Raw genomic sequence first — 24,604 nt, forward strand, 5'->3', positions numbered from 1 at the left:
TTTAAACGAAAGTCATGACCCTTTATAATAGCAAAAAAGCATCATTTAGAAGATAGCGCAGGAAACCAATATGTAACAATTTGTTACAACCCTTAAAAATTAAAGAGTTAGCAATGCAGATTGTACGATTCATTTGTTATTCAAAGGCTACATGACTTATCAAAAAAGCCAAATCCTACCAGCTCTCAAAGCCCCAACCTAAGGCGACAAAGTATACAAACAAACGTATAATGCGCGCAGCCTAAAACAAGGGCTCGGATAAAGTTGAGTGTTTTAGTCAGGTATTTTATAATGCTCAGTATTCGCATATAAGTAAGGTGGTAAACATGAGCGAACAAATTGATCAGGCTCTTCAACGTAAATACGATGCAGGGTTTGTTTCTGAAATAGAATCGGAAACCTTTGCGCCCGGCTTAAACGAAGATGTCATTCGTCGTTTATCGGCGATAAAAGGTGAGCCCGAGTGGATGACTGAGTGGCGCTTGCAGGCCTACCGCAAGTGGCTAAAAATGGATGAGCCTGAGTGGGCGCACGTCGACTATCCGAAGGTCGATTATCAGTCCATTTCTTATTACTCAGCGCCGAAGAGCATGAAAGACAAGCCTAAATCATTGGACGAAGTTGACCCTGAACTTTTACGCACATACGAAAAGTTAGGCATCCCATTACACGAGCAAGAAATGCTGGCGGGTGTTGCGGTTGATGCCGTATTCGACTCGGTTTCCGTGGTGACCACCTTCCGCGAGAAGCTTGAAGAAGCCGGCGTTATTTTCTGCCCAATTTCTGAAGCGATTCATAAGTACCCTGACTTAGTAAAAAAATACTTGGGCACCGTTGTTCCTAAAGGGGATAACTATTTCGCAGCCCTGAACAGCGCGGTATTTACCGATGGCTCCTTCGTCTACATTCCTAAAGGCACTCGATGCCCAATGGAACTGTCGACGTATTTCCGTATAAACGAGCAAAACACGGGACAATTCGAGCGCACACTCATTGTTGCCGAAGAAGGCAGCTACGTTAGCTACCTTGAAGGTTGTACGGCACCGCAGCGTGACGAAAACCAGTTACACGCCGCCGTCGTAGAACTTGTCGCTCTAGACGATGCTGAAATTAAATACTCAACAGTGCAAAACTGGTACCCGGGCGATGAAGACGGTAAAGGTGGTATTTATAACTTTGTAACCAAGCGCGGATTGTGCGAGAAAAATGCGAAAATTTCCTGGACTCAGGTTGAAACAGGATCCGCGGTTACCTGGAAATACCCAAGTTGCATTCTCAAAGGCGACAACAGTGTCGGTGAGTTTTACTCAGTTGCTCTAACTCGCGGCAAGCAACAAGCCGATACCGGCACTAAGATGATCCACTTAGGTAAAAACACCAAGTCGACCATCATCTCCAAAGGTATTTCCGCCGGACGCAGCAATAATGCGTACCGTGGTCTGGTTCGTATGGGCCCTGGCGCTGAAGGCGCGCGTAACTTTACCGAATGTGACTCGCTGCTCATTGGCGACCAATGTGGCGCGCACACATTCCCGTATATCGAAAGCAGCAATCCAACGGCGATTGTTGAACACGAAGCCACCACCTCTAAGGTGAGTGACGACCAGCTCTTTTTATGTCAGCAACGAGGCCTCGACCCTGAAAAAGCAGTCTCAATGATTGTGAATGGCTTCTGTAAGGAAGTGTTTCGCGAACTGCCAATGGAGTTCGCCGTGGAAGCCGGTAAGTTGCTTGAAATCAGTCTTGAAGGTTCAGTGGGGTAAGACATGCTATCAATTAAAGATTTACACGCACGCGTGGAAGAAACGACCATTCTTAAAGGCCTTGATTTAGATATTAAGCCGGGTGAAGTGCATGCCATTATGGGCCCCAACGGCGCCGGTAAAAGTACCTTGGGCTACGTACTCTCTGGCCGTGAAGGTTATGAAGTAGAAAGCGGCAGCGTTAGCCTTGAAGGCAAAGACTTACTGGATATGGAAGTGGAAGAGCGTGCGCAAGCGGGTTTATTCCTGGCATTCCAGTACCCGGTCGAAATTCCGGGTGTCAGCAACATGGAATTTATGAAAGAGTCAGTCAATGCCATGCGCGAAGCTCGCGGTGAAGACGCACTAAGCTCTGCTGAATTCCTGAAAAAGGCAAAGGAAGCCTGCAAGCAGGTTGAGCTGCCTCTGGACTTCTTAAAGCGTGGCGTTAACGAAGGTTTCTCAGGCGGCGAGAAGAAGCGTAACGAAATCATGCAAATGATTATGCTGGAACCAAAGCTGGCTATTCTTGATGAATCAGACTCAGGCTTAGACGTAGACGCTCTGCAGGTAGTTGCCAAAGGTGTAAACAGCCAGCGCGACGGCAATCGTAGCTTTATCGTTGTGACTCATTATCAGCGCTTGCTGGACTACATTGAACCGGACTATGTTCACATTCTTTCAAACGGCAAAATCGTGAAAAGTGGCGGCCCTGAGTTGGCTAAAGAAGTTGAGAAGTCAGGCTACGCTTGGCTTAAGGAAGGAGAAGTCGCATGAGTCAATGGCTAGCACAAGTGATTGAGCGTGCCGGCAATGTTGATGACTGGTTAGCATCTGCACGCTCGAAAGCGTTAGCAGAGCTAAAACAAAAAGAGTGGCCAGGACGTCGCACAGAAGCTTGGCGTTACACGTCACTGCACAAAGTTGCCGACTTAAACCTTGCAACGACAAGCAACGCGACAACCACTGAAGCGCCCCAAGTAGAAGGCTTAAACAGCATTGATTTGGTGTTTGTTGACGGTCGCCTGACGAGTGACATGACCAACTTGGTATTACCTGATGGCGTCACCATTGCCTCTTTGGACACGAAAAACGACGCGGCAGAAAATCTGTTCGGACAAGTTAAGCCACAGCATCACTTGTTCGGCTTGGTCAATGACGTACTTGCTCAGCAAGGCGTCGTCATTGATATTGCGCCAAACGCAAACGTGGAGCAGCCAATACGCATTGTTAACTTCGCCAGCGATGGTGTGGAGTCGCACCAGCGGTCATTGGTTCGTGTCGGTGAAGGTGCTAAAGCCGTTATTATTGAGCACGGCGTAGGTAATGGCCACAGTCTGAATACCGCGTTCGCAGAGTACGACATTGCAGACAAAGCCGCTCTGGAGCATTATCGCTTAGCCTTACACGAAGGCGAAGCCATTCACGTTGGTGGTAGCCATTTCCGCTTACACAATGAGTCGAAGCTTAACAGCACACTCGTAGGATACGGCTCTCAGCTGACGCGTCTGGACGTCGATATTGAGCACGCAGGCGAGCACGCCTTTGCGAAGTTCAACAACATTTATTTATTAGCTCCCAAAGAGCACTTTGATCTGCACAGCACAATTGAACATGCGCAGCCTAACGGTACCACCGAAGAAAATGCGCGCGGCATTATTGGCGACAAGGCAAAAGCGGTTTTTAACGGTCGTATTCACATACACCGCCATGCGCAGAAAACTCTGGCTGAGCTGAACAACCGTAACTTGTTACTAACTCGTGGCGCACAAATTTACACCAAGCCAGAGCTGGAAATTTATGCGGACGACGTTCAGTGTGCTCACGGTGCAACCGTTGCTGAAATTGACGAAGAAGCACTTTACTACATGCTGACGCGCGGTATCGATAAGCAACAGGCCTTGGTTATGCTGAACTTCGGTTTTGTACAGGAACTGCTTTTCCAAATGCCAAATCGCGCATTAGCCGATTGGTTGCAACCAATATTGAAGCAACGCTTTGAGCGTATGATGGAGCAGCAATGAGCCTAAATGTTGCAGACATTCGCCAGCAGTTTCCGATTCTGTCCCGGGAAGTGAATGGTCGTCCGCTGGTTTATTTGGATAACGCAGCGACGACACAAAAGCCGCAGGCAGTTATCAATGCCTTGGTGGACTATTACACGCAATGCAACTCTAACGTTCATCGCGGGGCGCATTACCTGTCAGATGAAGCAACGCGCCGTTACGAAGCTGCTCGTCAAACAGTTGCAACCTATATTAATGCAGCCCGAAGCGAAGAAGTGATTTGGACCAGCGGTACCACTGAAGGCATTAATTTGGTGGCGAATGGCGTTTCACAGCGTTTGAAAGTGGGCGATGAAGTCTTGGTGACTGAACTGGAGCACCACGCTGACTTGGTCACTTGGCAACAAGCTTGTAAACGCTCTGGTGCTACCTTAAAAGTGGTGCCCATTCATGACAATGGCGAACTTAATGTTGATGCCTTTCATGAGCTTTTAAACAACAACACAGCTTTTGTTGCCATGCCGCATGTATCCAATGCGCTGGGTACTGTGAACCCAATAAAGGAGCTTACTGCGGCAGCTAAAAGTAAAGGTGCTTTGGTATTAATTGACGGTGCCCAAGGTGTTGCGCACGGCGCCATCAACGTTCAGGACATTGGTTGCGACTTTTACGCATTTTCAGGCCACAAAGTGTTCGGGCCTACAGGTATTGGCGTGCTTTGGGGTCGCTTCGATGTGCTGAATGAGTGGCCGGTATGGTTAGTCGGCGGTGAGATGATAGCCACCGTCAGCTATCAGGATGCCACCTGGGGTGAGCTTCCTAACCGCTTAGAAGCGGGTACGCCTAACATAGCAGGCGTTATTGGCCTAGCTGCCGCACTTGACTGGATTCAGCAATACGACGCTGCAGAAATACGTGCGCACGAACAGGCGTTACTGGCACGAGCGACCGAGTTAGCGAAGCAAACTGAAGGCTTGAGAATTATTGGTGATGCCCCGAATAAAATTGGCGTACTCAGTTTTGTTCTGGAGGGTGCACACCCGGCTGATATCGGTTTCTTGTTAGATAAGCAAGGTATTGCGATTCGCACCGGCGACCACTGTGCACAACCATTGATGAAGCGCCTGAATGTGCCGGGTACCGCACGTGCGTCATTTACCATCTACAATACATTAGACGAGGTTGATCAGCTCTTTGCGGGCATCAACAAAGCTCGTATGATGCTAGCCTAACGGCAGGAGGACACAATGTCTGTAGAAACGTTTAGTCCATCGTCATCACTTATTTCCATGACGGACAGTGCCATTAAGTATTTTGAGTCACGGCTGAAAAGTGAATCGGGCAATTTGATTCGCTTATCGACCAAACAGAGCGGCTGCACAGGTTATGCGTACGTTCTTGACTCCGTTGACGCCATTCAAGACGGTGATGAAGTGGTAGAAATTAACGACAACATTAAGGTTGCTATTGCACCCAACGCGCTGGAACTGGTGCGTAATACAGAAATCGATTACGTTAAAGAAGGCATTAACGGCATTGTTAAGTTTAACAACCCTAATGTTGTTAACGAATGTGGTTGTGGCGAAAGCTTCAGCGTTAGCTAAACGGGAAAAATAACGACATCATGCAACAGAAAATGGTGAATACCTTACGCGAAGTCAAAGCGCGTAAGGTGCCATCCGGCGAACCTAAAATCATTCCCAAAGGGGAGTTTGTGAATATTACCCAAGATTTGGGCGGTAATTACACCGTCACTTGGCAGGGTAATATGCTGCGCATTGACGGTACCGATGGCGATGCCATTGGTCGCAAGCCGGAAAAGCTCGACTTTCCTGCACCTGGGGACGGCCAAATATCCGAACAACAAGTTTGGGATGCACTGGAAACCATCTACGACCCTGAAATTCCCATTAACTTAGTGTCACTTGGACTTATTTATAAAGTCGATATAGACCAAGACAGTTCGCGGGTTACTATTGATATGACGCTCACCGCACCGGGCTGCGGTATGGGCCCTGTACTGGTCGGTGACGTTGAGTACCGTGTCTCACTCGTTCCGAATGTTGACAGGGTTAATGTAAACTTAGTGTTCGATCCACCTTGGTCTCGCGACATGATGAGCGAAGAAGCGCAGCTTGAAGCTGGTGTGTTTTTCTAAACGGGAATACCGAATTAACCATGAACTTACCAACAACTGACGAAATTCTTGATGACTTAGAGTTCCTGGACGACTGGGAACAGCGCTATCAGTACATTATCGATTTAGGCAAAGCGCTACCGGGTTTGCCGGAAGCGCAGCATAAAGAAGAGTATCTGGTACGCGGCTGTCAGAGTAATGTTTGGCTGATTAGTGAAGAGAAAGACGGCAAGCTGTTATTTCACGTCGACAGTGATGCCGTCATTGTGCAAGGGCTATTAACGTTGGTTATGGCGGCTTACCATGACAAAACGCCCGCACAAATCCTCGCGTTCGATATTGACCAATATTTTAATCAACTCGACCTGGAAAACCACATTACCCCAACTCGCGGGAATGGATTAAGAGCTATTGTTGGGAAAATCCAGCAGTTGGCCAAGAACACCAACGCTTAAATGGTATTAAACAGTTCTTGAACGTTATTCGATACAGAGCGGTAGGTTGACAACAGACGCGGTTGAATTGTTTCCAGCCGCTGCTTCATTTGAATCAGGCGCTCAAGTTTCAACGCAATACTCAAGCACTGTCCCATAGGCCCTTTCAAGTTATTCACTGCAGCTTGTGTTTCAGGTGACAGAGGCAACTTTTCAAAAAACGCCTTTTTATCCACGCCCAGCATTATATCAATACCAGATAGAAGACCAACAAAGTAACACTGGTCAGGATCTAAACCCTGATTCTTTTGGCCCTTGGCTAACTCGTAGCACATTTGTGCTCTTACCAACACCATACGTGATGCTTCCTGGCTACTGGCAGCAACGGAGCCTATAAGCGCTATCCAGCGCCGCAATTTCTCAATACCCAATCGCATGATCACATCTTTGACCCGAGTAATTGGGCTCGCCGTTGGATACAGAGGGCTATTCACTATTTTCAGAAGGCTGACTGATAGCTTAGGGTCTTCAGATATCACCTTCGATAACTCAGTTAAGTCTGGCTCCTTTTCAAAGCATAAGGACAGCACTTTTGCTAACTGTAACGAAGAGGGCTCTAACCGGGTGCCGTAAATAACTTCGGGCTTGGCAAAGTAGTACCCCTGGAACAGCTCAAAACCCAACGCTTCATAGGCCTTTTTAGTGGCTTCATCTTCAACGCGCTCGGCCAGCCACTTACCGTTAAAGCTAGTTAAGTCTTTTTTAAACGCCCGAACTTGCTCAACGGTCACCGTAGAGACATCTACTTTTATATACGATGCATACTTTAGCAATGGCTCCCACGCTGGGTCGAACTCAAAATCATCGAGCGCGAAACGGAAACCCTTGTCATGCCAGCGTGCTACCGCATTCACAACGGCTCGCGTTGGCTTTATGGTTTCTAAAAGCTCAATAACGACCTTATCAGGTTCAATAGGCAGGAAACTTTGAGACAGCAGGAAGTCGCTGGAAACATTAATAAAAGCCGTTGCGTCGTACTGAGTGGTCTGTTCGGTGATTCCCGCGCAAAGGTTAAACACCACCTCACTGGTAGCGGCAGTATCGCCCACGGTTTCAGCTGATAAATGAATAGCGCTTCGGTACAACAGTTCTACCGCGTAAAAACGATTTTTTCTGTCGTATATTGGCTGAGCCGCCAATAAAGGGGAAGATTCCAAATCTGTCTACTTTTTAAACACTGATTATTAGCTGGATTCTACGGTAGTTTTTAATAAAAGAAAAGATGAACGATTGTTATAAATTTAAGGTTTACGGCGTCCTGTAATCATGGGCTTTATAAGCTCAATGCGACCCCACCAACCTGTCAAAAACACGGCTGCAACATGAATAATGGCCCCTATAAATAAGCTATGGGCAATGTATTCATGAATGTTCTCGACCAGCGTGCTACCAAAAAATGCGTCTGTTTCTTCGAGCAGAAAACCGGTGGTGCCCTGTGCTAAAAACAAGAACCAAAACAGCAATATCAGCATACCGCCAACAGCGTTATGCCCGGATTCATTAGGAATCTCGCGACTTTTTAGTTCACGTAAATGTTGAGCTATACGAGTAGGGGTAGGAAAAAAATCAATAACTCGTGCGCGTTTAGGGCCAATAAAACCCCAAATAATACGAGCAAACACTAAAATCCAGACACAATAGCCAACCCACTGATGAATCGTCTCGCCAGGCTCTAGTACAAAATAATTTAGCGTAAATCCAATAACAATAAGCCAGTGGTAAATGCGAATATACTTATCCCAAATAACCACTGGCTTACTCATCAGCTTACTCTTTTTCTTCTTTTACAACGCTGCCATCAACAGGATTAAAGTAGATTTCTACTTTCTCCCCTGCCTGGTTTTTGCCGTAAATCTCATAGCAGTTACCGGGAGTGACTTTAAACTCATTAATGTCATACCCCTGCTCTTTTAAACCAGCCTGGAACTGCTCTTGATCCATCCATTCTGATTGCGGAGCTGTCGTACAACGAGTTTCCGTTTCTTCGGCACTGCAAGCGGCTAACAATGCAGCTGCACCTGCCATCGCGGTTAGTTTTAATGCGTTCATATCAAACTCCTATTTTTCGTTAGGAAGTGACTCGAAGCCCATGTGATAGAGCGTAAAGCCGAAAATATCCGAATACTGCTCAATTGTTTTTGATACTGGCGTCCCCGCACCATGACCCGCATTGGTTTCAATACGAATCAACTGAGGGTTATTGCCACCCGCTTTGTCCTGCAATTCCGCAGCAAACTTAAAGGAATGTGCAGGTACGACACGGTCATCATGATCACCTGTAGTAATTAGTGTTGCCGGGTACTCAACACCCTCTTTTACGTTATGCACTGGTGAGTAGTTCAGCAAGTATTCAAACATTTCTTTACTGTCTTCTGCTGTACCATAGTCATACGCCCATCCAGCACCCGCAGTGAAGGTGTGATAGCGAAGCATATCCAATACACCAACTGCCGGTAGAGCAACCGCAAACAGCTCAGGACGCTGAGTCATTACCGCACCAACCAGCAAGCCGCCGTTTGAGCCTCCACGAACCGCCAGGCGCTCAGACGAAGTATAGTCAGCTTCTATCAGATATTCCGCTGCCGCAATAAAGTCATCGAACACGTTTTGCTTCTGCATTTTAGTGCCGGCTTTATGCCACTCTTTACCGTACTCGCCACCACCACGTAAGTTGGCAACCGCGTAAACACCGCCCATTTCCAGCCAGGCGGCGTTAGCAATGCTGAAACTTGGTGTCAGGCTGATGTTAAAGCCACCGTAACCATAAAGAATCGTTGGGTTCGTACCATCCAGTTCAAGACCCTTTTTATGGGTGATGATCATCGGAACCTCAGTACCATCTTTAGAACTATAGAAGACTTGTTTACTAACATACTTGCTCGAATCGAAGTCCGCGCCCGATGCTTCATAAACGACCGACTCTCCGGTTTCAGGGTTCATTTCGTAAATGGTGCTTGGCGTGCTGTAGTTCGTGAAGCTGTAATACACTTTTTCAGCGTCCTGCTTCTCACTAAAGCCACTCGCGCTGCCAACGCCCGGCAAAGCGATGTCACGTACCTTATTGCCGTCGTAGTCGTACTGCTCAACTTTTGAGACCGCATCGACCATATACTCTGCAAAGATATAGCCCGCACCGGTTGACGGGTTCAATACGTGCTCGCTGTGCGCAATAAAGTCCTGCCAATTGTCGGGCTTAGGGTTACTGGCATTCACGGTCACAACACGACCGTTTGGCGCATCCATATTCGTTTCTAAATACAGCGTGTCACCACGAGTCGTCAGAACCGACGTATCATAGGCCACATCACCATCAACCAACACTAACTCTGAGTCGGGCTTCGTTAAGTCTTTAATGTACAACTTGTTACCAGACGTCGAATTCGCGGCCGAAACCACCAGAAAACGATCGTCTTCAGTTACGTAACCACCCACGTAGCGATGTTTCTCAGCTTCCGTACCACCGAAAATTAGGTCGTCTTCAGACTGAGGCGTACCAATCTCATGGTAATACAGTTTGTGCTGGTCGGTCTTCGCTGATAATTCACTACCTTCAGGTTTGTCATAGCTCGAGTAGTAAAAACCTTCGTTGCCCTTCCACGAAATACCGCTGAACTTAACGTCTACGAGCGGCTCTTCATGTTGATCACCTGTTTCTGCGTCAATGACAATAATTTTACGCCAGTCACTGCCGCCTTCAGAAATCGAATACGCCGCAATAGAACCGTCTTCACTGAACGTTAACTGCGCCAAAGACGTTGTGCCATCTTCACTAAACTTATTTGGGTCTAAAAAGACTTCGGCTTCAGCGTCTTCACTTTTCTTACGGTAAACAACGTATTGGTTTTGCAAACCGTCGTTCTTGTAGAAATAGATGTAGTCACCCTCAAAACGAGGCGCGCTGACTTTTTCATAATTCCACAATTCCGTTAAGCGTTCTTCAATTTTTTCGCGGAACGGAATTTTCTCCAAATGGCTAAATGTTACTTCATTTTGCGCTTTTACCCAGGCTTCCGTTTCTTCGCTACGGTCGTCTTCTAGCCAGCGATACGGGTCCGCTACTTCAGTGCCAAAGTAGGTGTCGACCACATCGCCTTTACGCGTCTCTGGATACTGCATTTGATTATTCACTTCTTCGTCATTGTCAGGTGACTGTGAGCAGGCTGTCAGCAAACTCACAGCAACCACTCCTAGTAAGTATTTCATTGTTGTTATCCTTATTTGAACTTAACGACTTCACCTTTTAGCGCTACACCCGCCATTAGAAAGCCTGCGCCACATTGAAACTCTTCAGCACTCGCAAACTCATTATGGTTATAGTTCGACTTGATATTAATCACCGCGTCATAACCATTCTCACGAGCATTTTCCTGTAAAACTTTTAGTGCTGACAACAAAACCCACTCACAAGCTTCTCGGTCAGATTTACCAAAGGCATTGGTTTTACGACTTGTGCTAATCACACCCATCGATTGAGCCACTTCAGGATGCGACTGCCCTGCAAAGTAAAAAGGCACATCGTGTAGCGCCGCTTTTGCCTTGGCCGTCTCAACCGCTGGCTTAATTTCAAGAGTAACGACATCATCTCTCGCTTCAGCTGAGAATGACAGTAACGCAGAAACAGTAAGTGCACTAGCAACGAGTAAGTTTTTCATGAGTATTTCCTTATTTATTAGAGTTATTCCAACGTTTAAAAATCAGTGATGTATTAATACCACCAAAAGCAAAATTGTTTGTCATGACATAGTCAGTATCAAGCTCGCGTCCTTCACCTGTAATGTAATCCAGCTTTCCGCACTCGTCATCGACGTCATTTAAATTGATCGTCGGTGCGAACCACTTGTCCTTCATCATTTCTATGGATGCCCAGGCTTCGATAGTGCCGCACGCACCGAGGGTATGTCCTAAGTAACTCTTTAACGAGCTAATGGGCACGGCACGACTAAAAACAGACGCGGTCGCATTCGACTCAGCAACGTCGCCACGATCAGTCGCTGTTCCGTGCGCATTCACATACCCAATAGCATCAGGACTCAGTTGCGCTTGTTCCAGCGCTAGCTTCATAGCGACAGCCATTGTCTCAGCCGTCGGCTGAGTCACGTGAGCGCCGTCTGAGTTGGTACCAAAACCGACTAACTCAGCGTAAATAGGGGCGCCTCGTTCAAGCGCATGGTCTAATTCTTCCAGTATGAAGGTACCCGCGCCTTCGCCTATTACCAGACCATCGCGGTTTTTATCGAACGGTCGCGGCGTACTCTCTGGCTCATCATTACGCGTGCTGGTCGCGTACAAGGTATCAAAGACCACGCCCTCTGATGGACATAACGCTTCGGCACCACCGGCAATCATCACTTTCTGATGACCATAGCGAATGGCTTCATAAGCATAGCCAAGACCTTGCGACGCCGACGTACAGGCTGAGCTAGTGGTATGCACCCGACCTTTTACGCCATAAAAAACACCCAAGTTCACCGCCGTAGTATGGCCCATGCTTTTTATGTAAGTCGTCGCATTCAAGCCGGTCATGTCACCTGTGGACAACATGTTGCCAAAAATTTTCATCTGTTCGGTATCGCCCGTAGACGAGCCATAAGCGACGCCGCAACGCCCATCGGTAATGCAGTCATCATTCAGTAGCCCGGCGTCTTCTAGCGCCACTTCTGTGGCTCGGGTTGCCATCAAACTGACGGTACTCATTGAGCGCACCGCTTTACGCGAATAATGCTTCGGCTTTTTAAAAGGTGGTTGAATGGGTGCAGCTAAGCGCGTATTTAAGCCTTCAAAGCGCTCCCACTCCGGCATAGTGACGACCGCATTTTTACCCGCCTCTAACTGTTGACGAAAATCCTGCCAGTTATCACCAAAGGCAGTGACGCAGCCCATCCCTGTTACGACAACCCGTTTCATTACACTAACCCACCATTCACTGAGAAGACTTGGCGCGTGATATACGCCGCCGAAGGCTGGAACAAGTAACCGACTAAACCGGCAACTTCTTCTGGCTTGCCCGCTCGACGTAGCGGAATCATCGACATGATTTGTTTTTCGTGCTCAAGCTCTTCTGTCATATCCGTTTCAATGAGTCCTGGCGCGACACAATTCACGGTGATTTTGCGCTTTGCCACTTCCAATGCCAGCGCCTTCGTTGCTGCAATAACACCGCCTTTCGAGGCACTGTAATTCACTTGCCCCCGGTTGCCGGCAATGCCTGATACAGAGGCGATAGTTACGATGCGGCCGCCTTGACGCTTTTGAATCATTGGCATAATAAGCGGGTGCAACACGTTATAGAAACCACCTAAGTTCGTTTCCAGAACGCTGTCCCAGTCGTCATCGGTCAGCGACGGGAAAGCACCGTCACGAGTAACCCCAGCGTTGCACACCGCACCATAATAGGCACCGTGTTGTTCAATATCGTTTTCAATAGTCTCTCTGGCGGCTGCTCGGTCACTAACATCAAAGACTAAAAGTGACGCTTGCTGCCCCAACGCTTCAATTTCAGCCACCACCTTCTCGGCAGATGCGCGATCAGAACGGCAATGCACCGCAACATCATAACCGTCCCCGGCAAGCTGCAATGCAATAGCGCGCCCAATCCCTTTACCAGAGCCTGTTACTAAAACGCGATGACTGTTATCGCTAGCTTCTTTTGTCGCCATCTTAGTCGCCATAATTTTCCTCTATAAATGCTTTTTCATCGGGAGGCTGATACACATTGAGCCTCGCTTTGGCTACGACAGCCTCTTGCTGAGAAATAAAGCACTCAAACACACTCAAACCAGATTCTTCAACGTGAATTTCTTCAACGTCAACATCATAGCTTTGCCCCAGTTCGAAATGCTCAACGTCACAGGTGTACTTCCGAGTTCCAAGTAAAAAACCTAACTTAATATCGTCACCCTGGCTTTTGTGGCGGTTACCGGCAACGGCGGCAATGCTCTGTGCCATGAGTTCAATGCCGACATGGGCGGGTAGACCTTTTAAGGCGTCATTATAAAACAGATTATCTTCGGTAACTGTCAATCGACAACGTCCTTTTATGTCCTCCACCGATACCAATTCGTCAATGAGCTTCATTGGCGGTTGGTGCTTAATTAATTCATTAAGTGTATATGTCACTGTTCACCCTTACTAAATACAAGCGAAACATTATTTCCGCCAAACGCAAACGAGTTGCTTAAACAGTGTTTAACCGGTTTAGCAAGCGATTCACCTTGATACAGATTGAGCGGCTGAATGTCAGAGTCCGTCTGTCTGTCCCAGGCATGCTTAGGCAACCCGCTTTGTTTTGACAGCGCTAGCCAACACATCACGGCTTCTATTGCGCCAGCCGCTCCCAACGTGTGCCCCGTTAATGCCTTGGTTGAACTGGCCGGTATATGCTGCAAGCCGAGTTCGGTGACCGCATGCGCCTCCATCTTGTCGTTCAGCGGCGTCGCAGTACCGTGCAGGTTGATATAGCTCAACTCACTGACATCAACGCCAGCCTCTGTCAGCGCACCTTGCATAGCAGCAATGGCGCCTCGTCCTTCCGGATGCGGCGCTGACATATGGTGCGCATCGGAGGTCGACCTCGCGCCGGTAAGACACACCGGCTCATCCTGCAAGTTGTCTTCGGCACGCGTAGCAATAAATAGTCCAGCAGCTTCACCAATCGTAATGCCGTTACGATTGACGCTAAACGGATTACAAGGCTCTGAAGACATCGACTCCAATGCTTTAAACCCATTCAGAGTCAGCTTGCATAAGGAGTCAACACCGCCCACAACGACAGCGTCAGCAACCCCAGACGCCAGTAAAGAGCGTGCGCTCATAAAGGCTCTTGCGCTCGATGAGCAAGCTGTCGAGATACCGTAAGCGGGTCCCTCGATGCCCATGAGCATAGCCAGACACTCCGCTGGCGCGACCATTTCCTGCATTTTGTAGTGGAAACTCTCTGGCAACTCACCCTGTTTTTCGTGGTGAGCCAGCGCCTCTTCTCCTGACGCAATACCAGATGTACTGGTACCTAACACCACGGCAACACGGTGTGCACCGACTTGATTGATCAACGTCTTAAGTGGTGCCTCAATTTGCTTTAAAGCGCCAAGCAGCAGTTGGTTGTTGCGGGTTTGCATAGCAACCGGAAGTTCACTCAACGCCGGCAATTTATCATCAGTAATTTTGCCGTGGTAATAGTCACTACCGTCGTTAAGCGTGTCATTCGCCAATGACAAACCGGTATTATCTCCCGCAAGCGCAGCAGACCAAATGTCATCGCATGTCATTCCCGCAGCGCAGACCGCGCCTGGCTTACTGAGGCTAATTTTCATCGTTGTTTAACACTTCGTACTGTAGGGTGTTGACGGTCAGCTCATAGTCCCGTTGGTTATTCTGTATTTTGCCGTTTGTATTCATTTGCACACCAGAAGACCAAATCAACTCGCCATTATCGGTTATCGTTCTGCGACTACTCGTTTGCTTTAATGTCAGCGAAGACAAGTGAGCGTTCACTGTTTCTAGCGGCCATAGAGAGAGTTGCATATCCGCCCAGACTTGCAGCGCAACTCTGGGTTCCTCAAGAAATTCCGAGCCTTTAAACCTATGTCCGGAGGCAGTGAGTTCAGACCGAAACAGCTCATTCCCCAGTGGCGACAATGCCACAAGTAACAAGCGTTCATTTTCTAGCAAAACAGAAACAACAAACTCTCGATTTTTCGCCTGTTGCGCTTTTGGTGACCACCGAATGTCTTGCCATATCTGTACCGGCTCACCCGGCCACTGCCACTGTAAACTGTAATACCCTGTGCCCACCGGTACCTGCAAACGGTCTTTCCCCTCCAAAGTCGCACAACCCGCAACAGCTAAAAGCATTAAGGCTAGCGTTACGCATCGAAAAACACTGGTCACGCGCAAAGCTCCGCTAATACGTTTAAGCGGCGCTCGCTCTCTGCAACATAAGGATTTTTTGTATCCCAGGCATAGCCGGCTAAAATAGAACTGATCATTTCTTTCACTTGTTGCTGCTGTTCCGGATAAAAAATCACTTTCTGAAAACGCGTATCATACCATCCTTCCACAAAGGTTCTGAACGTCGAAATACCAACGCGTAACGGCTTGCTGAAGTCGTTTTCCCAGTCTTGCTTTTGTCCGTCCAGCTCTTTTAATACCAGTGGTACCGCCAGCGATGACGACTTCATTGCGATTGTTACGCCGGACGAAAACACCGGATCCAGAAACTCACCGGCGTTGCCCAACAGTGCGAAACGGTCGCCATAAAGACGGTTTACGTTTGCGGAATAGCCGGTAATACACTGCTCGGCCCGGATGACTTGGTGATTGCCCAGTACCTCAAGTAAATACGGCTCTTCCTTAACCATATTCCATAATTTATCAGCAGGCGTTTCGTACTGTACAAATAACTTTTCTTCACCGACTACGCCAATACTCGCGGTGCCATCGGCGAAGGGAATCAGCCAGTACCAAATTCCGGGATTGGTCGGGTGGACCGTAATAAGTATTTGGTTACGGTCGAAGTTACCACCCGCCAAATCTGATTTCACGTGACAGAATGCCGCCTGCCGAACCGGAAAGTCTGACGGCGACTCCAGCGACAACAATCTCGGTAATACCCGACCAAAGCCGCTTGCATCCAGTACAAAACGCGTTTTTATCTCAACAGTTTCAGTGTCTGTCGCTGCTTCCAATACGACCTGCTCAGAAGACGAAAAGTCGATACCCGTTAATGTCACACCGTGCTCAACCTGAGCGCCTTTATCCTCTGCCCCCTGAATCAACAGCTGGTCAAATCGCTCTCTTTTCACCTGAAACGTCGTGCCGGGCCCCTCACTGAACTTTTGCCTAAAGTCGAAGTTGACGTGTTGCCCCTGATGATAAAAAGCCGCACCATTTTTAAACTGAAAGCCTGAGTCATCAGCATTGCTCGCCACCAGACTCTCTAATCCTGCCTCCTGTAAGTACGTCATGCACTGCGGTAGTAGGCTTTCGCCAATGGAAAAACGAGGAAACTGCTGGCGCTCAATAACCAGCACTTTTTTTCCGGCGTCCGCCAGCATTGCTGCGGCGGTCGCACCCGATGGGCCTGCACCGACAATAGCAACATCATAAATTTGGTCCTTCATTGTACTTCTTCCTTTTTACTCTCTTTGGTTGCTGCACCGGTTATCAACGGGCAAAACAGCACACTCACTAATACACCTATCATGACAACCTTGCCAAATGCAGCAATGGCCGGTGTTGAGCTAAACGTCAACGCACCAAAAGCAACAAGTGTGGTTAAAGCCGACAAGTAAATGGCCTGCAATGCATGCGCACGTTGCAGACGACCAGCGCAGAACACCCCGTAATCAATGCTCAGCACCAGCACAAACATGGCACCTATCCAGTGAAATAGGTTCAGGGGCTGACTTAACTGAGCAATAAGCAACGCCGTCGACACCGACAATAAAATAACGCTGAACACCTGCCATGACGCTTTTGCCCGCACTTTAAATGGCGCTTTACGGTTCAGAAACAGCATCAATATGAAAAAGCTTAAAAGCAACAAAGCCCCTAACCAAAGCTGCATGGATTGCCGATATTCCCCCAACGCATTCGAGGCGTGCTCTATTGGATTAAATGGTTCTGCCCAAGGCTTATTCTCAAGGTTGGGTGCGTTATGTTCCTGCTTTAACCGCACCACACTTAACCACCCTTCATTGAATGGATAGAGGAACTGACTTTCCAATGGATGAACGTGTTCTGTAGGGTTCAGCGTTGGCGCCGATATACCCAACCACTGCAAGTACGCAGCGCCCTCATCAGACCGAAACAGTCGTTGCTCCTGCTTAATTAAATCCTTTTGCTGTGACGCCGGTTGGTAATAGTCCGTAATACCAATAGCATGAAAGCTATTAGCAACGTCCGTTGTACGCTCCAGTGCCTGCTGGCGAGTATCGCCATACACTAAAATAACCTCTGGGCTGAAGTAAAATGCGGTATGTTCACGTAAATAATTTTCTTCTTCCAACAGCGCTTTTGGCGAGCTGGCAAGTAGGCGCACATTGTCATTAGACACATAAGCCGCAATCAACACGATAACGGTGACCACAGGCAATACGGTTAGCCAGCGTTTAGGCAACCGCTGTCGTGCCTGGTGATACGCCTTCTCTGCTTTTGCGCAAAACCGCTGCCACTTAACTTGCGGCTGCTTCGGCTCTGGCAACCAAGGTAAAGTAATAGACACCAACAGAACCGCACTCAATAATGCCGTCGCCATAAATACGCCAAGCTGCTGTAACAAGGGCAAGGGTACCGCGAGCAATAAAACATAACCGGTAATGGTCGTTAAACCACCCAGCCAAAGTGCCGGCATGAGTGTCTTCCAGGCTTTTTCCCCGTGACTTCTCGCGATAAACCCATGAATGACGTAGTCAATGCAAAGTCCAATAAAGCTGGTTGCAAATACCAACATCAGCACGTGTGGCGACGTCGACCAAAATAGAGTGGCCAGTAGCCCAAATGCAGACGCAACAGCCAATAACACCAACGTATAAAGCAGTTGAAAAGCGGATCGAAATACCCAAATCAACACACTGAGCACCAGCAATAAAGACAGCCCACCAAACCAGGTCATTTCCTGTTTGGCTTGTTTTGCGCCCGCGTCGGCGTGAAATATCAAACCACTCCGATAGCTTGTTATGCCACTCTCAGCTTGCTTAACTGACGCGATAAGTCCGTTGAGCTGAGCAACCACTTCTTGTGTTTCATTAATACTGAGAGCATCGCCAGCTATCTGCAGAGGCACTAGCACTTGCACGATATCTCCCTGCGTGCGGCTGTACAATCCACGATAACTTTTATATCCGGGCATTAGATCGGGTAGGTGCTTAATATAATTTTGAGTAAGCAACAATGGATCGCGGGTGATTGGAACAAGAATCGGCTCAGGACTTTGCAGCAGACTTTGCGCGTCTTTAATGAGCTCACTGTACTGTTTTTTATGCAAGCGACGGGTGTCGCTGACCGTCGCCAACAGGCCTGCGTGTTCTTTATAAAACGCTAAAAGCGTTTTAGTATCCGTAAGCTCCGCACGCTTTAATGCCGGCTGAGTGGTTAACAGTGAATCGACTTCATTCTCAACCTTGGTCAGCAAGTCACTGGTGCTATCTGTGCGCTGCTCAAACGCAATCAGGAGTTGCTGCGTGTTGGGTTGCTGGCTCTCAAGATAGGCACGCTGGGTTTCTGACACTTGATTGGGTAAGGCATCGGCCAGACTACTTTGCCAACTTGTTTTGGGTAGCTGGTGACTTATGCCAGCCACCAATAGGCCCAAAAATATCAACAGTAAGACAACCCGGAATACCCGTATCACTGCGCCGCCTCAGCAAAATCGATTTCGGTTTTATTACCGTTGGCTTCATGCAGCTCGACACGTTCAACCCGGCCCTCACCACAACTCAAAATACGTTGCATGACGTTAACCAGCACCTCGGAGTTCGGCGTCATTTCTACGCAGTTTCCGTCCAGACTTAAGCTAAACTGCTGGCTCAGCACCGCTTGGTCCTGCTGAAGAATCGCCAACAACAACTCAGCAATGGTTTCACTGCCCGTTGCCGAGGTTTGCTCGGAGCCTTTAAAAATCCCCTGTTCCGTTATTTTTAACGTTTGCGTTTGTGGCTTTTGGGTCTGCCAAAGAATTTCATCTTCCTTAATGGTGATTTTGCCGGAACTCACCAGTGCTCGCGGCAAGCCTGCCAGATACTTTCGTTGCTCGAAGGTGACCGTCAGCGGTAACGGTTGAGCCTGCTTCGAAAGCATTGTCAGTGCCTGTTGCGACGTTTCCTGTGCGGCCCCAACCCATGCTGAGACAACCAAAGCCAACAATAAACTGAGCAAACGGATCATGAGCGCGTGACCCCCAGCTTTTCAAACACAATGTCCGGCGACTCGAACAGCATTTCTTTGGTGTTTTTACAGACAGCCACTTGCACACTGGTCGCCTTAGTCAGTAATTCACCGGTGTCAACACAGCGAATTTCGTAATTCATCTTCAGCCGGTGCTCCCACTCGGCGAGTGTTGCCGTCACGCGAATATCCTGACCGTAAGTCGCCGACGCAACATACTTCAGGCGTAAGTCGACTATCGGCCACAGGTGCCCGTTCGCTTCCATCGTCGGATAATCGTAGTCGAAAGTTCTCAGCAACTCGCTACGCGCCATTTCAATGTATTTAATGTAATGACCGTGCCAAACTACTTGCATAGCATCGACGTCAAAAAATGGCACGTTAATGGTTAAGCTGGCTTGTTTCATGCGGACTCCCCATACAGGTTCCATGGTTTGCTGCGAACTTTTTCCAGCCAGGATCTAAGCTCGTGCTCCAGCGGCCTATCTTCCACGAGTAATTCAAAGTCAGCAGCTAACGACTCTCGCATTGCCGCTAACTCGGGCCCGGTTTCACGCAATTTCCCTGCCATACGTTCACGTAAAACACTGCCCTGATAAGCCGCCAGCAAGGTCGCCACGGTCACTTGTTCCGTTAACTCCAGTACCCGTATACAGTCACGCGCAGCTATCGTACCCATACTAACTTTGTCCTGATTATGACACTCAGTCGAGCGTGAGAATACGCTCGCCGGCATGGTCAACTTCAATGCTTCCGCCGCCCAGGCAGAACAACCAATTTGCACGGCCTTAAAGCCATGGTTAATTGCTTTTCTGTTGCCTTCTGCAGCCGACAAATTCGATGGCAGGTCATGATTCATTTTCGTATCAAGTAACAACGCCATTTGACGGTCGTGCAAATCGGCTAAGTTCGCTACCGCCGCTTTCATCGAATCCATGACCATCGCAATGTGACCGCCGTAAAAATGACCTCCATGCAAAACATGCTCGCCAATGCCGTCAATAATCGGGTTATCGTTAGCGCTGTTCAGCTCGTTTTCAATGGTTTCTTTGAACCACGGCAAGGCGTCTTTCAACACACCAATAATATGCGGCGCACAGCGAATGGAGTAGCGATCCTGCAATCTGGATGAATTACGCGGATGCTCATGATGATTCAAGTCGTCACGTATCCACTTGGCGACTTGTTGCTGGCCTTTATGCGGCTTAACGGCAAACAGCAGTTCGTCAAAATGGTTTGAGTTACCATCTAACGCAATGCTGGCTAACGCCGTAATACGACTGGACAGGCGGGTTAAATAGTCGGCACGATCCCAGGCCAAACATGCCAATGCCGTCATCACCGCCGTGCCGTTCATAATCGCCAGGCCCTCTTTAGGACGCAGCGTATGCAGTTCAACACCGAGTGCTTCAAAGGCTTCGGTACTTGGCATAACCGCTCCTTTAAAACGCACATCCCTCTCGCCAATTAAAGCGCCGGCAATATAAGACAGCGGCGTTAAATCGCCACTGGCTCCCACACTACCCTCTTTTGGAATAAGCGGCAGCATGTTCTCATTCAGCATCAAGACCAGACGCTCTAACAGCGGCCAGCTGACGCCTGAGTAACCCTGAGTCAAAGACGCAAGGCGCACAGCTAAAATAGCGCGGGTTTCCTGCTCGTTGAAATAATCACCCAAGCCGCAACCATGGAAGCGCGTTAAATGAATAGGCAGTTCGGACACCAAACTTTCAGGCACGGACACCGTGCAGCTGTCACCATAACCGGTCGTCACACCATAAATGACGCCATCTTGCTCTAACAGGTCATCGAGGAAACGAACACCGGCGTCAATTCGGGCAACAAACTCCGGTGCCTGACTCAGAGTCGCTATCGCCTCTTTATTAGCAAGCGCTACAATGTCTTTTATGGTGACTGGCTGCTCGCCAAAAGAAACCGTTGATGTCGTCATACTACTGACTGTCCTTATGCCAAAAATCAAAAAAATTAAACCACTGGTATGGGTAGCGAATAGCGAGTTGCTCTAATTGCTCGGCGTATTGCTTCAGCACCGGTTGCAGGGCCTCTTGCCGACTTTTTCTCGGAAGCTTTAACTGCCCACAAGCGAAATTTAAATACAGATCGTAGTTGCCGTCTTCCGGATTCTTCAAACAGAATAAAAAGTACACGGGGCATTCTAACACGCTCGCTAATATCCACGGCCCCAAAGCAAAGGGCGCTGACAGCCCCAAAAAGTCATGGCTCACTGACTGCTGAGGCGCCGTTACCGAGGTTCTGTCACCAACAATAACGACATACTCGCCGTTATCGATACGCTCCTTAAGCATAATGGCCAGCCCCATATCAATGTCAGTGACCTGAATCAGGTCAACATCCGCCTTCGGGTTAACGGCTTTTAATGCTTTGTTGAACGACTGAGCATGCTGGGTGAACACCAGCACATTCAAGCGTCGACTGTATTTTTTACCAGCCATTGCCCGAGCAATCTCTAAGTTGCCTAAATGGCTACCTATCAGTAGTCCACCTTCCGGTCTTTTTTCCAGATCTGCGAACTGCGTATCGCCACAATTTCGTACGGTATACTTTGGTGACTTACCGACCCAGGCATCGATTTTTTCTAAGGCGTGCAAGCCAAACTGCCAAAAATGATACCAGCTTTGCCGCCAACCCGGCGGCTTGGTAAACGGGCTCTCGGCGCCCGCAAATTCATGGACTCGCTTTAAAAACTGGCACGACGCTCGCCGCGATGCTTTACCCGTTAAAAAGAAATAGGTAATGACCGGTGCCAACACCAAACGCATCAGCCAATGTCCGCCATACTGATAAGCTCTCAGGACAAACAAAATGCCCCAATAACTGCCTCGTTCTTCTGTTTTTGCCCAGTGCTTATCAGTCATGACTTAACTCTTAAACCGTCGCGCCAACAACATTGGTATGCGGGGCAGCATGCCGAAAAACAGCCGCGTATGCAGCCAGGATATTTTCACATTGTCTTGAAACGCCCTGAAATGTGACTGACCCTGCTCGGGGTAAATAACCTTAGTCGGAATAAACAACACCGGCACCCCACGCCAATAAAGCCTGACCATAATCTCAATGTCAAAATCCATGCGCGTACCGATGTTGACCTTATCCATAAGTTCAGTGGTAGCCGCTAACGGATAGACTCGAAATCCGCACATGGTGTCTTTGACTGACATAGAAAGCGTTTCAATATGCACCCAAAAATGGGTGATCTTTCGTCCAATCCGGCGCGCCGTAGGCATGGAGTCATCATACTGAGGATGTCCGCTAATGAGCGCGTCAGGCTGTTGCTTAGCAAGCTCTAAAAACTGGGGAATATCAGTGCTGTCATGTTGCCCGTCGGCATCAATTTGAAGAGCGTGAGTGTAGCCTTGCTCTGAGGCAACCCTGAACCCCGCTAAACAGGCTCCGCCTTTACCGCTATTTGATGGCAATGTATGCAGCAACACCGCTGATGCAAAACGCTCAGCGAGTTGGGACAGCACTTTTTTTGTCGCTTCGTTAGAACCATCGTCAACAATAATAATAGGCAGTGCATAGTTCAACAGCTTCTCCACCGTTGCTTCGATAGTACGGTGGTGGTTATAAATAGGAATAAGAAAACAAAATCTTGGATCAGGCATAGCGGTCACCTAAAACACCAAGCGGCCAGACGATAGCGCCTGGTCACCCTTCTTATAGCTAAACGTAATGCAGTCCTCACGCTTACGTTGTATCACCAAATCTACCTCCGCACCGGGTAAAATCATATCGTTGAACTTTAACACCTCGACGCGTTGAATACTGACCGGCGTAGACCAATACTGCGATGCCAGCTGTACCACCCAATCAAGCTGCGTTACACCTGGCAAAATAGGCGCCGACGGAAAATGTCCCTGTAAATAGATGCAGTCCTCACTTAACCGAAATTGACCGACTATTTCAGGCTTATCAGCATCGTTCGCTCGTTCATTTAGTGATAAAAATTCCGGTAGCTGCGTTTTCATTTCAGTCATTCCTTCCTGTGTCGCTTCCTGTATCGGTAAAGAGGTTTTGCAGTGCAGCCTGGGTTACTTTACCCGTCTCGTTAATTGGAAACGCGGCAACATACCGAAACCGTTTGGGGACGACAACTTTTTCAAACCGTTGTTGTAGATGGTGTCTTAATGCCTGTCGAACGGAGAAGCGACCTTCACTATCGAGTGCTTCTTTGCCTACATCGCTTAGTACTATAACCAAGCCAATTTCATGTCGTTTACCTTCAAGCAAACAGGCTTTCACCTGGCTTACCCAGTCATGCTGAACCGCAAAAACTTCAACTTCATTTAATGACACTCGTTTCTCAGCAACTTTCACGACGGTGTCTTTTCTGCCCAGTAACTGGAAATGCCCGTTCGGCTCAAGTTTAACCCTATCCTCGGAAATAAACTCATCCTCAGGGAACCTTAAATGGGGCGACTTCACAGCTAATACGCCAGCTTCCGTTACTCTGACTTTCACCCCTAACAGCGGCCTAAAAGTGTCTCCTTCGTCATCGCGCTGACGCCAGGCGATCCCTCCGGTTTCTGTACTGCCATACACTTCAATAGGCACCGCTAAATGGTGCTTCTTAAAGTCGACAGGAACCTGGCTTGGCAGCGGCCCACCTGAGGAAAACACGGCGATTAGCTTTTTCTTATGTGTGCTAAGTTCATCCAGGTTATCCAGTCTCTGCAAATGCGCAGGACTGCCGACCAATACATGGCGCCGACCGTCGCCCGCTAGCACCTCGGCAAGCTGCTCTGGGTATTCAACGAGCTGCGTATTAACGACCCGACCACTCGCCAACGGCCAAAGCGCGGTAAACAGCAAGCCATAAATATGTTGATGTGTCACAGTAGAAAGTATTCGGCTATCCGCTATCCATTCACCGAAGGTCGCTTCCAGAGTCTCAACTTCATTGAACAACTGGCGAACTGTTTTAATAACAGGCTTAGGCTTACCGCTGCTGCCTGAGGTGAAAAATGTCAATTGACTGTCTAACGTGCCACTAAGCACCAGCGCTTCTGGGTACTTATCAAGGCCAGGCAAAGCTGATGGTGGCAGCACATCATAACTCTCGCTCAGTTCAGCTAAAGTGGCTGGTTTATCATTGGAAGGCAGTACAATATCGCGCCCCAGGCTCAACAGTGCGAAAAGCCAAACGCTGAACTCATATAAGTCACGGCGGTACAAAAGTACTCTGCCGGCATGACTCTCAAGCCACTTTACTGCGCCATACACTTCCGCAAGCCATTGTTCAGCGTCCACTTCACCCTGCGACGTTTGCATACAAGCTGTCGTCGGCGCCCGAAAGGACAG

At 48.5% G+C, this 24,604-nt stretch carries 25 protein-coding genes and 1 pseudogene; 7 read left to right on the forward strand and 19 right to left on the reverse strand.

Annotation, left to right across the window (positions count from 1 at the left end):
* Positions 1–326 precede the first annotated feature (326 nt).
* The 7 genes and pseudogenes from sufB to CWC33_RS05015 all read left to right on the forward strand — a co-directional run bounded on the left by sufB (position 327) and on the right by CWC33_RS05015 (position 6,340).
* Positions 327–1,763 (forward strand): Fe-S cluster assembly protein SufB, encoded by a 1,437-nt coding sequence (gene sufB, locus CWC33_RS04985; protein ID WP_088769218.1) that lies wholly within the window; start codon positions 327–329, stop codon positions 1,761–1,763.
* Positions 1,764–1,829: 66 nt separating this feature from the next.
* Positions 1,830–2,519 (forward strand): annotated as a pseudogene (sufC, locus tag CWC33_RS04990) (Fe-S cluster assembly ATPase SufC); the annotation flags it as partial.
* Positions 2,516–3,766, forward strand: a complete 1,251-nt coding sequence (gene sufD, locus CWC33_RS04995) for a Fe-S cluster assembly protein SufD (protein WP_100691034.1) — start codon at positions 2,516–2,518, stop codon at positions 3,764–3,766. The pseudogene sufC and the gene sufD, both read left to right, overlap by 4 nt.
* Positions 3,763–4,980 (forward strand): aminotransferase class V-fold PLP-dependent enzyme, encoded by a 1,218-nt coding sequence (locus CWC33_RS05000; RefSeq protein WP_100691035.1) that lies wholly within the window; start codon positions 3,763–3,765, stop codon positions 4,978–4,980. The genes sufD and CWC33_RS05000 overlap by 4 nt, the downstream gene beginning before the upstream one ends.
* Positions 4,981–4,995: 15 nt before the next feature.
* A complete protein-coding gene (locus CWC33_RS05005) occupies positions 4,996–5,352 on the forward strand; it encodes a HesB/IscA family protein (protein WP_100691036.1) in 357 nt (118 codons plus the stop codon).
* A gap of 20 nt (positions 5,353–5,372) precedes the next feature.
* Complete coding sequence (gene sufT, locus CWC33_RS05010; protein ID WP_100691037.1) at positions 5,373–5,906, forward strand: putative Fe-S cluster assembly protein SufT; 534 nt, start codon at positions 5,373–5,375, stop codon at positions 5,904–5,906.
* A gap of 20 nt (positions 5,907–5,926) precedes the next feature.
* The gene (locus tag CWC33_RS05015; protein ID WP_100691038.1) at positions 5,927–6,340 is read left to right on the forward strand and encodes a SufE family protein; all 414 of its coding nucleotides are present in this window, start codon (positions 5,927–5,929) and stop codon (positions 6,338–6,340) included.
* On the opposite strand, the gene CWC33_RS05020 is transcribed toward CWC33_RS05015, so the two are convergent.
* The 19 genes from CWC33_RS05020 to CWC33_RS05110 form a co-directional block, all read right to left on the reverse strand.
* The gene (locus CWC33_RS05020) at positions 6,337–7,536 is read right to left on the reverse strand and encodes an EAL and HDOD domain-containing protein (protein ID WP_100691039.1); all 1,200 of its coding nucleotides are present in this window, start codon (positions 7,534–7,536) and stop codon (positions 6,337–6,339) included. The genes CWC33_RS05015 and CWC33_RS05020 overlap by 4 nt on opposite strands.
* Before the next feature lie 84 nt (positions 7,537–7,620).
* The gene (locus tag CWC33_RS05025; protein ID WP_232709846.1) at positions 7,621–8,142 is read right to left on the reverse strand and encodes a cytochrome b/b6 domain-containing protein; all 522 of its coding nucleotides are present in this window, start codon (positions 8,140–8,142) and stop codon (positions 7,621–7,623) included.
* A 4-nt stretch (positions 8,143–8,146) separates the two neighbouring features.
* Positions 8,147–8,428, reverse strand: a complete 282-nt coding sequence (locus tag CWC33_RS05030; RefSeq protein WP_100691040.1) for a PepSY domain-containing protein — start codon at positions 8,426–8,428, stop codon at positions 8,147–8,149.
* Positions 8,429–8,437: 9 nt separating this feature from the next.
* Entirely contained in the window at positions 8,438–10,582 is a 2,145-nt protein-coding gene (locus tag CWC33_RS05035) for a prolyl oligopeptidase family serine peptidase (protein ID WP_100691041.1), read from the reverse strand.
* A gap of 11 nt (positions 10,583–10,593) precedes the next feature.
* Complete coding sequence (locus tag CWC33_RS05040) at positions 10,594–11,031, reverse strand: excinuclease ABC subunit A (protein ID WP_100691042.1); 438 nt, start codon at positions 11,029–11,031, stop codon at positions 10,594–10,596.
* 10 nt (positions 11,032–11,041) lie between these two features.
* Positions 11,042–12,283, reverse strand: coding sequence for a beta-ketoacyl-ACP synthase (locus CWC33_RS05045; RefSeq protein ID WP_100691043.1), 1,242 nt, complete (start codon positions 12,281–12,283; stop codon positions 11,042–11,044).
* Positions 12,283–13,047 (reverse strand): 3-oxoacyl-ACP reductase FabG, encoded by a 765-nt coding sequence (gene fabG / locus CWC33_RS05050; RefSeq protein ID WP_232709847.1) that lies wholly within the window; start codon positions 13,045–13,047, stop codon positions 12,283–12,285. Before fabG ends, CWC33_RS05045 begins: the two co-directional genes overlap by 1 nt.
* Entirely contained in the window at positions 13,037–13,495 is a 459-nt protein-coding gene (locus CWC33_RS05055; RefSeq protein WP_100691045.1) for a hotdog family protein, read from the reverse strand. The genes fabG and CWC33_RS05055 overlap by 11 nt, the downstream gene beginning before the upstream one ends.
* On the reverse strand, positions 13,492–14,688 hold the full coding sequence (locus CWC33_RS05060; RefSeq protein ID WP_100691046.1) for a beta-ketoacyl-ACP synthase: 1,197 nt from the start codon (positions 14,686–14,688) through the stop codon (positions 13,492–13,494). Before CWC33_RS05060 ends, CWC33_RS05055 begins: the two co-directional genes overlap by 4 nt.
* Positions 14,678–15,265, reverse strand: a complete 588-nt coding sequence (locus CWC33_RS05065) for a DUF3261 domain-containing protein (RefSeq protein WP_232709848.1) — start codon at positions 15,263–15,265, stop codon at positions 14,678–14,680. The genes CWC33_RS05060 and CWC33_RS05065 overlap by 11 nt, the downstream gene beginning before the upstream one ends.
* Complete coding sequence (locus CWC33_RS05070; protein WP_100691047.1) at positions 15,262–16,497, reverse strand: NAD(P)/FAD-dependent oxidoreductase; 1,236 nt, start codon at positions 16,495–16,497, stop codon at positions 15,262–15,264. The genes CWC33_RS05065 and CWC33_RS05070 overlap by 4 nt, the downstream gene beginning before the upstream one ends.
* Positions 16,494–18,728, reverse strand: a complete 2,235-nt coding sequence (locus tag CWC33_RS05075) for an MMPL family transporter (RefSeq protein WP_100691048.1) — start codon at positions 18,726–18,728, stop codon at positions 16,494–16,496. Before CWC33_RS05075 ends, CWC33_RS05070 begins: the two co-directional genes overlap by 4 nt.
* Positions 18,725–19,261 carry a LolA family protein gene (locus tag CWC33_RS05080; protein WP_100691049.1) on the reverse strand — a complete coding sequence of 179 codons (537 nt, stop codon included), beginning with the start codon at positions 19,259–19,261 and terminating at the stop codon, positions 18,725–18,727. The genes CWC33_RS05075 and CWC33_RS05080 overlap by 4 nt, the downstream gene beginning before the upstream one ends.
* Positions 19,258–19,668, reverse strand: coding sequence for an acyl-CoA thioesterase (locus tag CWC33_RS05085; RefSeq protein ID WP_100691050.1), 411 nt, complete (start codon positions 19,666–19,668; stop codon positions 19,258–19,260). The genes CWC33_RS05080 and CWC33_RS05085 overlap by 4 nt, the downstream gene beginning before the upstream one ends.
* Positions 19,665–21,212: an HAL/PAL/TAL family ammonia-lyase gene (locus CWC33_RS05090; protein WP_100691051.1), complete on the reverse strand. Its 1,548-nt coding sequence runs from the start codon at positions 21,210–21,212 to the stop codon at positions 19,665–19,667. Before CWC33_RS05090 ends, CWC33_RS05085 begins: the two co-directional genes overlap by 4 nt.
* Position 21,213: 1 nt before the next feature.
* On the reverse strand, positions 21,214–22,158 hold the full coding sequence (locus CWC33_RS12665) for an LpxL/LpxP family acyltransferase (RefSeq protein ID WP_100691052.1): 945 nt from the start codon (positions 22,156–22,158) through the stop codon (positions 21,214–21,216).
* Between the two features lie 3 nt (positions 22,159–22,161).
* A complete protein-coding gene (locus tag CWC33_RS12670) occupies positions 22,162–22,908 on the reverse strand; it encodes a glycosyltransferase family 2 protein (RefSeq protein WP_100691053.1) in 747 nt (248 codons plus the stop codon).
* Positions 22,909–22,917: 9 nt separating this feature from the next.
* Positions 22,918–23,271, reverse strand: a complete 354-nt coding sequence (locus CWC33_RS05105) for an ApeI family dehydratase (RefSeq protein ID WP_100691054.1) — start codon at positions 23,269–23,271, stop codon at positions 22,918–22,920.
* Between the two features lies 1 nt (position 23,272).
* Complete coding sequence (locus CWC33_RS05110; RefSeq protein ID WP_232709849.1) at positions 23,273–24,574, reverse strand: AMP-binding protein; 1,302 nt, start codon at positions 24,572–24,574, stop codon at positions 23,273–23,275.
* Positions 24,575–24,604: the final 30 nt, after the last annotated feature.

The organism is Idiomarina sp. X4 (assembly GCF_002808045.1).
Taxonomy (GTDB): domain Bacteria; phylum Pseudomonadota; class Gammaproteobacteria; order Enterobacterales; family Alteromonadaceae; genus Idiomarina.